Genomic DNA, 12,011 nt, shown 5'->3' with positions numbered 1-12,011 from the left:
TGACTACGTCTCCACTGGGTCGCTGACGCTAAGTGGCGGGGCAACGATCAAAGACGCGAGCAGCAGGGATGCCGTCCTGGTATTGCCCGCACCCGGCACGGACGGCCTTGCCGCAAAGAACATTGCGATTGTGACGATCGTCTCCGATGTCGCCGTCACGATCACGCCCTCTTCATCGACCGTTCTTCCCGGCGGCAGTGTCAGCTATACGATCATAGTTACCAACAATGGTCCGAGCGACGCTACCGGCGTAACACTGACCGATACGCTCCCCGGCACATTGAGTTTCGGCGTCCAGACCCAGAGCAGCGGCCCGACATTTACGCTCAACAACAATGGCAATGCAATCACTGATACGATCGCCACGCTGCCGGCTTCGGCCTCGGCGACGCTGATCGTCGTCGCCGACGTCAAACTCAGCACGCTTGCGGGCACCGTCATCAGCAACACGGCGACCGTGAGCAGCACATCGACAGACAACAATCTCCAGAACAACACGGCGACCGCCACGGTCAACGCCATCATGACAGGCGTCATGCTCACGACCGATTCGCTCGATTCCACGAAGAACGAACTCGTGGTGAGCGGCACCGCGGGGGCCGATAATATCAGCTTCATTCCGGCCGCCGGCGGCAAGATCATGGTCAACATGGACGGCAAAGTCTCCGGCCCGCTTGCCGTCACGGGACGAATCGTGGCCTACGGTCAGGCAGGGAACAATGTCATCATGGTCAGCCCGGCGATTACGTTGCCGACTTTCCTTTACGCCGGGCCGGGCAGCGACACGCTCATCGGCGGATCGGGCGACAATGTGCTCGTCGGCGGTGGCGGGGCGGATGTGCTGATCGGCGGGACTGGGCACAACGTGCTGATCGCCGGCAGTGGCCCCTCGAAGCTCTACTCGACGCGGCTAGGCGCACTGGTCGGCGCGACCAGCGGCTCGATCCTCATCGGTGGAACGACCGATTTCGACCATAACGACACGGCGCTGGCCGCCATCATGCACGAATGGGGCTCGAGCGACAGCTACGCCACGCGGGTCTCGAAGATCAAGGCTGGCAGCCTCACCGCGCCGGGCGTCGCACTGACATCGACGACGGTCCACTCGACCAAGGCGGTCGATCAACTCTACGCCTCGACCGGCTGGGATTGGTTCCTCGCGCCCAGCCTGACCGACCAGATTCTGGGCATCGATCCGCATAAGAAGTCGTTGCTGCAGATCAACTGAAGTCGGACGAGCGAAGCTGGAAGTCGGAGGTTCGGCTCGTTGGAGTTCAGCCTTTAGGCTGCGGCTCGCCGGCTAAAGCCTGAACTCCAACGTTCGGCCCGCTGCTTCAACATTCGGGCTTTCACGCCGGCAGGCCGTCGCCGCCTTGTTTCCCTCTTGCCCAAGTTGACCGAGCCGTCACCGAATCGGCGACTTTGCCGAAAAAAACGAAATTGCCGGTCGTAACGGTGTCGATAAGGGGGTTAACTGTTACGGTTTTTCCGGCGCGGCTCGCCTGTAAGCGTTGCTAGCTCGCCGCCGAAATACGGCACTTCGGGCGGCCTTGCCCGGTGGCCATCCCACTCACGGAAGATAGAGGGTTTCGCATGGTTCGGTTTTCACACCGGCTTCGCGTGCTCCTGATTTGCCTTGCCGCCACTCTGCCGGTCGCCGCCGTCGGACGCGCATCGGATTCCAACGGCGACGGCAACCCATGGCCCGGACCTACGGATTCCCGCGTTTCACAAGCCGGCATCAGCGGCTGGCGTTCGCCGATCTACAACAGCAGCGCCACGAATTACGAAAGCACCCCGGCTCGCCAATACGATCGGTGGAAGGGGGCCTCGCTACCTGACGACTCAGCGAGCCAACCGACCGATCCCCCACCGCCGCGCAGTTCCTCACCAACATTCCAACGACCGGCGCCTAAGGCTTGGCCGAGTCCGTATTGGCAAATGCCCCCTGGCGCGAACTCGTCTCCGCCCCGGCAGTATCCACCGGCGAACAAACCGCAGCGCGACGTGCGACTGGCGGCCCACATGGAGGCCGACCAGAATCAGCCCGAGGCTCCGAATCAGCCTCAGCCTCCAAGCCAACCGTCGGCAGCACATGATGCTCCGGGCGGCCCGGCCCCCACCGCCGCTGCCTATTCCGAATGGCCCTGCGAGCAGCCCGGCTACTGGGCGCCGCAATGCGACTTCTTGCCCTGCGGCCGATGGTTCGGCGGCGGCGAATTCCTGCTCGTCCGTCCGCACCAGACCGGCGATACCGCGTTCCAGATTAGTCCCAATGGCGGTAGCGGCCCCGCGATTCAGAACGTCAACTTCGATTCTCCCTACAAAGCCGCGTTTCGGACGATTGTCGGCATTCAGACGAGCTGCGACCAGTCGCTGCGGTTCACCTACACGAACATCTTCGACGACACGCTCAAATCGGCCGCCGTCCCCAACGGCAGCGTGATCGTCTCGCCGTTGGGTGCGAGCATCAACCCCGGCGACTCGATCGCCGCCACCGATCATCTGAAATTGAACCTGTGGGACATTGAGAACGTCCGCAAGCTGGAGTTGCCGAGCTGCGTTTGCAATGGCTGCCCGGGCTGGGACGTGAGTTGGTCGTGGGGCGCGCGAATTATCGACCTCAGCGAAACGATCAAGAACGAGGTTTCCGGACCCGACGCGGGAATCTTCACGCAGCAATCGACCTTCGTTGGGGCTGGGCCCCGGTTGGGGCTCGAAATCCATCGCCAATTGGGCGAAAGCCGTGTCTCGGGATTCTTCAGCGCCGACGCGGCCCTGCTACTCGGTGGGCAGGATACGACTGGAACCAGCACGCCCTCGGGCACGACGAGCGCGCAGATCGTGCCGAATTTCGATCTGCGCGTCGGTCTCTGCTTTCAGCCGCGATCCCAGATGGCCATCAGCGTGGGTTGGATGTTCGAGACCTTCGGCAACGCGACCATGCTGAACGAAAACGCTTCGCTGGCCCTCGTGTCCAGCCCGCAAGCCAACAATCTCTCCTACGACGGGCTATTCGTCCGCGGCGAGCTACATTACTAGTAGCAGGTTGGCCCATAAACGACGCGGATTATCCGATCTAGCCGTTACGCATCTCGCGAGGGGATTATTACCGGATCCCCCGACTTCAGTGTCGCGCTTTGACATTGCGGCGTAGAATGTAGAATAAAGCTGTTCGGAGGAGGTGTTTCTGATTGAGGGTCCATTTTGGAGTTCCTCTGAATGTCTGCTCTCGCCTTTCTGGACCGGCAGCGAACGATCGCCCGCCCCGGCTTCTCGCGCTGGCTCGTGCCCCCCGCGGCGCTTTCGATTCATCTGGCAATTGGTCAGGCCTATGCGTTTAGCGTCTTCAATACGCCGCTGACGCAAATCATCGGGGTCAAGCAAAGCGTCAAAGGGCAGGACTGGGATCCGACGACGGTCGGATGGATTTTCAGCATCGCGATTGTCTTTCTTGGACTGTCGGCCGCTGTCTTCGGCAAGTGGTTGGAGAATGCCGGCCCGCGAAAGGCGATGTTCGCCTCGGCCTGTTGCTTCGGCGGGGGATTCCTTGTTTCCGCGCTCGGCGTCTATTGGCACCAGATCGTGCTCATCTATTTAGGCTACGGGGTCCTGGGAGGCATCGGCCTGGGACTCGGATACATTTCACCCGTGTCGACCTTGATCAAGTGGTTTCCCGATCGGCCGGGGATGGCAACTGGGATGGCGATCATGGGTTTCGGCGGCGGTGCGCTGATCGGCGGACCGCTGGGCGAAATGCTGATGGCCCATTTTCAGAAGGCGAGCGTCACGCCGACCGCAGGCGTGATGGAAACTTTCCTAGTGATGGGGATCGGCTATTTCGTTTTCATGCTATTCGGCGCCGCCACGGTGCGGTTGCCGCCGCCAGGATGGAAGCCGGCGGGCTACACCGTGCCCTCTCGACCGCAGCGATTGGTGACCCTTGCGAATGTCACCGCCGACCAGGCAATCACGACCCGGCAGTTCTATCTGCTCTGGGGCGTGCTGTTCCTCAACGTGACGGCCGGGATCGGCATCCTCGGCCAAGCCTCGCCGATGATCCAAGACATGTTCAGCAGCGTCGATAAGGCGGCCGCGGCGGGATTTGTCGGTTTGCTTAGCTTGTTCAACATGGGGGGAAGGTTCTTCTGGTCATCGCTGTCGGATTACATCGGGCGAAAGGGCGTGTATGCCGTGTATTTCCTCTTGGGTGCTTGCCTCTATGCGTTGATCCCGATGACGGGGAATATGGGCAGCACAATCCTGTTCGTCGCTTGCTGCGCCGTGATCTTGACGATGTATGGCGGTGGTTTTGCTACAATCCCCGCGTATCTGCGCGACTTGTTCGGTACAATGCAGGTTGGGGCGATCCATGGGCGATTGCTGACGGCCTGGTCGGCAGCCGGAATCGCCGGCCCTCAATTGGTGAGCTACATCAAGAAATATCAACTTGACCACAACGTGGCGACAGCCCATGCCTATGATTTCACGATGTATTTGATGGCTGGGCTGCTTTTGATCGGCGCGGTTTGTAATTTCCTGGTCACCGCAGTCGATCCGCGCCATCATTTCAGCGGAGTCGCAGAGCATAAGCCCGGCGGCGACGGATCGGCCGGTTTGGCGGTTTCACCGAGTGAATTGCAGAATCGTCCTCGAGTCTGATCGTGACGCGACACTGTTTCATCGCAGGAGAATCCCGTGACAAATCTCGATGGCCGACAGAATGAACCCCGCCCGATGAAACACGCGGTGCTCGTCGGCTGGTTCATCGTCGCATGGCTGTGGGCGGGCATCCCACTTGGCGCCGGCGTGTACTTCTCCGTACAGAAATCTCTACCGCTATTTACGAGCCATGCACTGGCCAACCCCGGGAAGTGAGAACCTGGCGCCGTGCGGCGAGCAGGCGAAGACGCAGCGGCCGTTCGACGAGCTTCCGGTTCAGAAGGTATTCGCGGGACGCCTGGAAACTCGACTCGACCAATTGGCCGTCGAGGAGCCCTTGGAGATAAGGCTTGTTTATAGTTCCGTCGGCGAACGGCGCGAACATAGTATTTCCATTACGATGCGCACTCCTGGTCACGATCCGGAACTGGCCGCCGGCTTCCTGCTTAGTGAAGGGATTGTTCGCGGCAGTCGAGACATCGAAGCCATTCGCCACAGTGGCCCGACGAGCGAGACCGCTCGATCGCACAACGTCGTCCGCATCGAGTTGCGCGAGGATTTGGCCTTCGATCTCAAACGCTTGGAGCGGCATTTTTATACCACATCGAGCTGCGGCGTCTGCGGCAAATCGTCGCTCGAGGCGCTCGAAGTGTTCGCCGCGCCGCTCTGGTCGCCGGACGAGTTCCAAATTGCGGCCGAAGCCATTCACCAACTGCCGGATAAGCTTAGAGAGGCGCAAGCCGTTTTTGATCGCACGGGTGGCTTGCATGCCGCCGCTCTGTTTAACGCGGATTGCAATTTACTGGAAATCCGCGAGGATGTCGGCCGGCACAACGCCGTCGATAAGCTGCTCGGCTCGCAGTTGTTGGCGGGGAAGCTGCCGTTGTCCATGTGCGGCATTTTAGTGAGCGGCCGGGCGAGCTTCGAATTGGTGCAAAAGGCGCTCGTCGCCGGCATTCCACTGTTGGCCGCGGTCGGCGCGCCCTCGAGCCTGGCCGTTGAATTAGCGAAGCGATATCAGATGACGCTGGTCGGTTTTGTCCGCGGCCGGCGATTCAATATCTATAGCGGCACGCAGCGCATCGCGATCAATGCGGAGGTAATCCCATGAGTCAACTCGAAGTCAAGCCACAAGATCAGCACCGCGATGCTCCCGCCGCAGCGGTCGATAGCGCGACCGACGCCGTGCCCGCCGTTCATGGAAATGGGATCCACGAACAGCCACCGGAAGCATTGACCGGGCTGCGCGTCACGCCCGTCAAAACCTGGGCGGCCGGAATGCCTGGAGTGGTCGCCGCGATGCGGCACGTCTGGGGAGAAATGGGCGTGGTCCGCGGCACGCGAGCGCTGCTAAGGATGAACCAAGATGGCGGCATCGACTGCATGAGCTGCGCTTGGGCCGATCCGGATGGCCCGCGGCACATGGTCGAATTCTGTGAAAACGGCGCGAAGGCCCTGGCGTGGGAAGGCGACACCGATCGTGTGGGCGCCGAGTTCTTCAAGCTCTGGAGCGTCGCCGAGTTGTCCGAAAAATCGGATTACTGGCTCGGCAAGCAGGGCCGGCTGACGCATCCGATGGTGCTGCGCGACGGAGCGACGCATTACGAGCCGATCACATGGGACGAGGCTTTCCACCTCATCGCCGACGAGCTGAACGCGCTCGAAACCCCGAACGACGCCATCTTCTACACCTCCGGCCGCACGAGCAACGAAGCGGCCTTTCTCTATCAACTCTTCGTTCGCCAGTTTGGCACGAACAATCTGCCCGACTGCTCGAACATGTGCCACGAATCGAGTGGTTCTGCGCTCACGCCCACGATCGGCATCGGCAAGGGAACGGTCAAGCTCGAAGATTTCGACCACGCCCAGGTGATCATCATCATCGGGCAGAATCCAGGCACGAACCATCCGCGCATGCTTACGGCACTGGAGCGGGCAAAACGCAATGGCGCGAAGATTGTTGCCATCAACCCGCTTCCGGAAACGGGATTGATGCGATTCAAGAATCCACAAGAAATCAGCGGGTTTTTTGGCGCGGGCACCACCTTGGCCGACATGTTTCTGCAAGTCCGGATCAACGGCGATTCGGCGGTGCTCAAGGGCTTGATGAAGGTGCTGCTCGACGAGGAAGATCGCCGCCCCGGCTCGGCCCTCGATCTATCTTTCATCCGCGAGCAGACGGCCGGCTTCGACGCGCTCGCCGCCGATCTGCGGCAAGTTTCGTGGGACAAGATCGTAGAACAGAGCGGAGTTTCACGCGAGCAAATTGTCGCGGCGGCGAAGCTGTTGATGATGTCCGATCGAATCATCGCCTGCTGGGCAATGGGGCTCACCCAGCACAAGAACGCGGTGGCCACGATCCAAGACATGGTCAATCTGATTCTCATGCGCGGCAGCATCGGCAAACCGGGAGCGGGGCTTTGCCCGGTGCGCGGCCATAGCAACGTTCAGGGTGACCGGACGATGGGCATCTGGGAGCGCCCCAGGCCGGAGTTTCTGGACAAGCTCAAGGAAGTGTTTGGTTTCGAGCCGCCGCGCGAGCACGGTTTCGACACGGTCGCGGCGATCAAGGCAATGCACGCCGGCAATCCGAAACTCTTCTTCGCCCTCGGCGGCAATTTCCTCTCGGCAACTCCTGACACGACGTTCACGGCCGCCGGACTGCGCCGCTGCCGGTTGACCGCGCAAGTTTCGACCAAGTTGAACCGGGCGCACCTGGTCACCGGTCGGAAGGCGCTGATTCTGCCTTGCCTCGGCCGCTCGGAGCGCGACGACCAAGCTGGCGGCCCGCAATTCGTGAGCTGCGAGAATTCGATGGGCGTCGTGCAACGCTCGCAAGGCCGATTGGCCCCTGCGTCGGAGCAACTCTTGAGCGAACCGGCGATCGTTTGCCGATTGGCTCGCGCAACGCTTGGCGGGCGGAGCCGCGTCGATTGGGATGCTTTGGCTGCCGATTACGATCGAATCCGCGACTTGATCGCGCAAGTCATTCCCGGCTGCGATGGTTACAACGCCAAGGTGCGTCAGCCGCGCGGCTTCTATTTGCCAAATCCGCCACGCGAAGGAACGTTCCCGACCCGCAACTCCAAAGCGAATTTCACCGTCCAACCCTTGCCCGAGAATCACCTCGAGCCGGGACAATTGGTGATGACCACGATCCGTTCACACGACCAATTCAACACGACAATCTACGGGCTGGAGGATCGCTACCGCGGCATCCACAACGAGCGGCGGGTCGTGCTGATGAACGCCGACGACATCCGCGAACTCGGCCTGTCTGCCGGACAAGTCGTCGATCTGACGAGTATCTTCAACGGCCAAACCCGCACGGCCCGCCAGTTTGTCGTCGTCCCCTATGACATTCCGCGGCGCTGCGCGGCCACCTATTTCCCCGAGACCAACGTCCTCGTCCCAATTGACAGTGTCGCGGAACAGAGCAACACGCCGACTTCGAAATACGTCGTGATCCGCGTCACGCCGGTAACAGGCCAGCCGGCGAAAGTCGATTACGATCGGGCGATGTGACGGGGTTATTTTTCCGCGCTCTTTGGCTTCTCCGTCACCTTCTCGGATGACGCGCCATTTCCGGGTGCGGTGCCGAGCGAATTCTTCAACTCGCGGATTTCGCCGAGCGTGCCGTCGGCGGATTGGATCAGTTCTCCGACTGATTTCGCGGCGTCGTCGAGCTTGTTGCTCGCCTTATCGTTCTCACCCGCGGCCCGATAGGCCTTGGCCAATAGCATCGCGGCCTGAGCATCTTCGATTGGATTCCCTGAGTGGGCCAATCGCTCGCCCGCCTCGGCGGCCTTCACGGCCAATTCGGCAAGTTTGGGGTCGATCTTTCCCGCGGTCTGGGGCTTCCCTGCCCCGGCGGGAAACGCGAGCATGGTCTGTGGATCGACCAGCGCGGTGGCGGTCATCAGCAGGGTCGCGGCATCGTCCTCCTTGGCGGCCTTCTCGTACAAAGGCTTGGCGATCGCCAGCGCCCGCGCTGAATTGTTTTCGGGCCCCGCGACGAGCGCCAGTTGTGTGAGCGTCAGCTCGTCGTTGAGTTCCATCTTTTTGGAGGCGTCGTCAAGCAGGTTCAACGCTTCCGTGGTTTTCTTTGTCTTGAGCAGCGAGCCTAATTGGGCCTGCAACTGCGCGATCGCTCGGGCGTGGGCCACGGCTTTCTTGTATTCGGTCGCTTTGGCAACGAGGTCCCATTTGCCGGCGATGATCTGCGCCAGCGGCTCCTCGATGTCGCCGGGATGTCCGATCCAAGCGATGTGGCCATCACCGTTGACGACGAAGGCGGCGGGAATCCCTTCCTGCCCGCTCGCGGCCAGCCAGGATTGCGCCATCAGGCCATTGCCGCCATCGTGGGCATCGATGGCCACGCGGTAATCCATTTTGTCTCCCATCTTGTCGACGAACGGTTTGACGACCGCCGTATCGTCGTCGATGCTCACGCCGATAAACGTCACGTCCTTGTCCTCTTTCTGCAACTTCGTGAGATGAGGAATCGACTCGCTGCAAGGCGCGCACCACGTGGCCCAGAATTCGACGACATAGAATTTCCCCCGCGCGAATTCCTTGACTGGCTGCCCTTTCACGAATTCCTGAGTCGCCAATTTTGGCGCGAGATCGCCGAGCGATAATTCCGATTGACCCGGATTCGAATCGGCCGCGATCGACTTTTCGGGAACTCCGGCCTCAGCGGTCAGGAACAGGGCGATCACGGCCGGCAGAAGGATGGTGCGCAACATCATTTTATCTCCAAAAGTATGAGGGCCACGGTCGGCCGTTATCCGCCCGACGTCGCTCATCAGTCTGCTCCCAAATGCAAATCGCGTCAATTGCGGTTGACGCCGAACTATGGCCTTGTCAACGGCGTCCACGCTGGCGGATCGCTCGCTGGAAAAGATTCGTCCGACGCCTCCTCAACCGTATCGAATGTCGGTCGATCGGCGTGGATGATCGTCAGCAGGAGTGACGAGTCGTCGACCCCCGCGAGCGAGTGCGTTTCGCCGGCGGGAATTTGAAGCAACTGCCCGGCCGCGAGTTCGCGGGTTTGGCCGAGTGCCGTGACGGCCGCCCGCCCTTCAAGGCAATGCACGACAAGATCGCCGGGCGCGAGGTGAGCCGGGATGACCTTGCCTTTGGCAACGACAACTCGAACGATTTGCAACTCGTCGGTCGTGAGCAGAACGGTCGTCCTCGCCGTTTTGAGCGCGGCGCCCAGCGGCCTTGCATCGATCACCTCACCGCGCTTTATTGGTTGCGTCGACATCGAAACCTCACATTCGCGGAGTGCCATCGCCAATTGCAGCAAATTGCTTGCCGAAAGCAGGACCGTTCCTCGCCGAAGCGCTAGGCAGACGCCGCGAGAGTCGGTAGATTCGAGCGCACCCATGATCGACTAATTCGGAACCATCCGCAATCGTCCCGATGACGACCGTCCTGCTGACCGCCTTCGAGCCTTATGACCGCTGGCAGACCAACGCGAGTTGGTTGACGTTGGTTGAACTCACGCAAGCATTGCCGCGCGAGCCGTCGATCACGACGCGGCTCTATCCGGTGGATTTCGCGGCGGTTAAGCAGCGGTTGGCGAAGGACCTGGCCGCGAATTACGACTTCGCGATCCACCTCGGTCAGGCCCCCGGCAGTGGCCGCGTGCAGTTGGAGGCGGTCGGCATCAACATTGGCGGTTCGAGCCACCAATCGCCCGACCAATTCTTGCCGCTCTCCGACGATGGGCCAGTCGCGTACCGCAGCCCGCTGCCGCTTCCCGCTTGGGCCGTCAAGCTGCGCGAGGCGGGAATACCCGCGCAGGTTTCATATCACGCGGGCACCTATCTTTGCAACGCGACGTTGTATTGGACCTGCTACTTGACCGAGCGATTGAGCATCAGGACGCAGGCCGCATTCGTTCACCTGCCGCTCGACGTTTCGCAAGTGGTCGGCGAACCGCACGGCATGCCTTCGCTGCCGACCAGTCTGGCGACCAAGGCGCTGCGGCTGATTTTGGAAGAATTGCCGTGAGTTTAGTCCTCACGCTCCGTCGTGAGAAAGCTTCCTCACGACGGAGCGTGAGGACCACGCAGGTCACGCTCCCGCGGCTTGCATCTCCAGCGCTTTGCGCACGCCGGTGTACGACATGCGGGCCTTCAGACAGGTCTGCCGAAATGTCTCTGGGCGCGGAACGCCGGGCAAGCGAAAGGTCTCGAGCGCTCCCTTGCGGAAAACGAGATCGCCCGCGGAATACCACGCCTGCCCGGGCCGCACGATGACCTCGATCGTATCGAAACGGTCCAAATCGACGAACCGCTCAACCCGAGGCTGAATGCCGCTCAGGACCACCACGCGGCGGTTCGTTAATCGATAGCGTCGCACAACACCGGGCAGCCGCATATAGCCGTACAGCAGCGGCGCGATTGGCAGAGCGGCCAAAGCAGCGAGACGCCCGACGCTGAAAATCCAAAAGCCCGCCTGAATCGCGAACAGTTTTCCCAAGAATCGGCCGCAACTGGTCGCCGCCACGGACGGCCAAACGGTCATCACGGTCACCTCGCCTGATTCCGGCGGCGCCACTCCAGCAATCGCTTGTTTCATCGAACCCCCCAGTGACCGTGCCTGTCTGCCAACAGAGTAACAAACCGGTGCCGGCGGTTCCAGTCCCGAGGATGCGCGTCGATCAAGTCGAACCGTGGCGACCTGCGCGCGTCGGCCCACGCTCTCAGCAATCGGCACCGCGGCGTTACGAGCGGCAGAGTCTGCCCATATTTCCGAGGCGGCTCGTGGAAGTGCGAGAGTTTGGGAAGAGCCGGCAGTCTTTATCAGGTTTTTGCCAACTCATCGAGCAACGAAGATTCTGCCGCCGATAGGGGAATGGGTGGCAATTAGCGTAATTCCGAATCTCTCGTTTGCACGGCGGCCCTCGCGGTGATCGGCCCGTGCGTATAACCCCTCGCACAAGGATGGCAAGTGATGGTGCGGAAATCAGCTTACCTGTGGATCCTCTCGCCGCTGGCCTTGCTGTGGCCGGCCTCGGCCGTGGCGGTCGGGCAGGATGTGACTAGTAGTTCTCCCGTGGCGATGAGCTACGCGGGCGATACCCCTCCGGCCCCGGACGCCAAGGCGCCCGAAGCCCCGGCGGCTCCGGCCCCGGCCGCCGCCGCAGCTCCCGCGGCCGATGCCGCCGCAAGTTGCGGCTGCAACAGCGGCTCCGGCGGCGACGATTGCTGCAAGCTCACCTGCCCCGATCAAACCGTCAAGCACTTGTTCGAGAACAATTGCTGGCTCAAGTGCCATGATGTCGCGGTCACGGGCTGGCTCGAGGCCGGCTACGCCACGCACGACGGCCAGCG

At 61.4% G+C, this 12,011-nt stretch carries 11 protein-coding genes; 8 read left to right on the top strand and 3 right to left on the bottom strand.

The window, feature by feature from the left end; all coding sequences use genetic code 11:
- The 6 genes from VGY55_01620 to VGY55_01595 all read left to right on the top strand — a co-directional run.
- Positions 1–1,228, top strand: a 1,228-nt coding sequence (locus VGY55_01620) for a hypothetical protein (protein ID HEV2968654.1), incomplete at its 5' end; no start/stop codon positions are given.
- 365 nt (positions 1,229–1,593) lie between these two features.
- A complete protein-coding gene (locus VGY55_01615) occupies positions 1,594–3,042 on the top strand; it encodes an Lpg1974 family pore-forming outer membrane protein (protein HEV2968653.1) in 1,449 nt (482 codons plus the stop codon).
- Positions 3,043–3,222: 180 nt separating this feature from the next.
- Positions 3,223–4,662: an OFA family MFS transporter gene (locus tag VGY55_01610; protein HEV2968652.1), complete on the top strand. Its 1,440-nt coding sequence runs from the start codon at positions 3,223–3,225 to the stop codon at positions 4,660–4,662.
- A 36-nt stretch (positions 4,663–4,698) separates the two neighbouring features.
- Entirely contained in the window at positions 4,699–4,878 is a 180-nt protein-coding gene (locus VGY55_01605) for a hypothetical protein (protein ID HEV2968651.1), read from the top strand.
- Positions 4,853–5,773, top strand: a complete 921-nt coding sequence (gene fdhD / locus VGY55_01600) for a formate dehydrogenase accessory sulfurtransferase FdhD (protein ID HEV2968650.1) — start codon at positions 4,853–4,855, stop codon at positions 5,771–5,773. The genes VGY55_01605 and fdhD overlap by 26 nt, the downstream gene beginning before the upstream one ends.
- Entirely contained in the window at positions 5,770–8,187 is a 2,418-nt protein-coding gene (locus tag VGY55_01595; GenBank protein ID HEV2968649.1) for an FdhF/YdeP family oxidoreductase, read from the top strand. Before fdhD ends, VGY55_01595 begins: the two co-directional genes overlap by 4 nt.
- 5 nt (positions 8,188–8,192) lie before the next feature.
- Here VGY55_01595 and VGY55_01590 read toward each other — a convergent pair whose 3' ends face one another.
- Together VGY55_01590 and VGY55_01585 are read right to left on the bottom strand one after the other, a co-directional pair.
- Complete coding sequence (locus VGY55_01590; protein HEV2968648.1) at positions 8,193–9,410, bottom strand: redoxin family protein; 1,218 nt, start codon at positions 9,408–9,410, stop codon at positions 8,193–8,195.
- A gap of 107 nt (positions 9,411–9,517) precedes the next feature.
- Positions 9,518–9,934 carry a cupin domain-containing protein gene (locus tag VGY55_01585; protein HEV2968647.1) on the bottom strand — a complete coding sequence of 139 codons (417 nt, stop codon included), beginning with the start codon at positions 9,932–9,934 and terminating at the stop codon, positions 9,518–9,520.
- Positions 9,935–10,092: 158 nt separating this feature from the next.
- Here VGY55_01585 and VGY55_01580 point away from each other — a divergent pair, with 158 nt between their 5' ends.
- Positions 10,093–10,686, top strand: coding sequence for a pyroglutamyl-peptidase I (locus tag VGY55_01580; GenBank protein HEV2968646.1), 594 nt, complete (start codon positions 10,093–10,095; stop codon positions 10,684–10,686).
- Positions 10,687–10,749: 63 nt separating this feature from the next.
- Here the strand turns inward: VGY55_01580 and VGY55_01575 are convergent, their stop codons facing one another.
- Positions 10,750–11,256, bottom strand: a complete 507-nt coding sequence (locus VGY55_01575; GenBank protein HEV2968645.1) for a PH domain-containing protein — start codon at positions 11,254–11,256, stop codon at positions 10,750–10,752.
- Positions 11,257–11,631: 375 nt separating this feature from the next.
- Here VGY55_01575 and VGY55_01570 point away from each other — a divergent pair.
- On the top strand, positions 11,632–12,011 hold a 380-nt coding region (locus tag VGY55_01570; GenBank protein HEV2968644.1), incomplete at its 3' end, for a hypothetical protein.

This window comes from Pirellulales bacterium, from assembly GCA_035939775.1.
Lineage (GTDB): Bacteria > Planctomycetota > Planctomycetia > Pirellulales > DATAWG01 > DASZFO01.
Note: the sequence above shows the minus strand (reverse complement) of the source record. Positions and strands in the feature narration are given on the sequence as shown.

What these genes read in the sequence shown, in the direction of transcription:
- VGY55_01615 (HEV2968653.1), top strand. Translation starts at nt 1,594, where the DNA reads ATGGTTCGGTTTTCACACCGGCTTCGCGTGCTCCTGATTTGCCTTGCC.
- VGY55_01610 (HEV2968652.1), top strand. Translation starts at nt 3,223, where the DNA reads ATGTCTGCTCTCGCCTTTCTGGACCGGCAGCGAACGATCGCCCGCCCC.
- fdhD (HEV2968650.1), top strand. Translation starts at nt 4,853, where the DNA reads ATGCACTGGCCAACCCCGGGAAGTGAGAACCTGGCGCCGTGCGGCGAG.
- VGY55_01595 (HEV2968649.1), top strand. Translation starts at nt 5,770, where the DNA reads ATGAGTCAACTCGAAGTCAAGCCACAAGATCAGCACCGCGATGCTCCC.
- VGY55_01590 (HEV2968648.1), bottom strand. Translation starts at nt 9,410, where the DNA reads ATGTTGCGCACCATCCTTCTGCCGGCCGTGATCGCCCTGTTCCTGACC.
- VGY55_01585 (HEV2968647.1), bottom strand. Translation starts at nt 9,934, where the DNA reads ATGTCGACGCAACCAATAAAGCGCGGTGAGGTGATCGATGCAAGGCCG.
- VGY55_01580 (HEV2968646.1), top strand. Translation starts at nt 10,093, where the DNA reads ATGACGACCGTCCTGCTGACCGCCTTCGAGCCTTATGACCGCTGGCAG.
- VGY55_01575 (HEV2968645.1), bottom strand. Translation starts at nt 11,256, where the DNA reads ATGAAACAAGCGATTGCTGGAGTGGCGCCGCCGGAATCAGGCGAGGTG.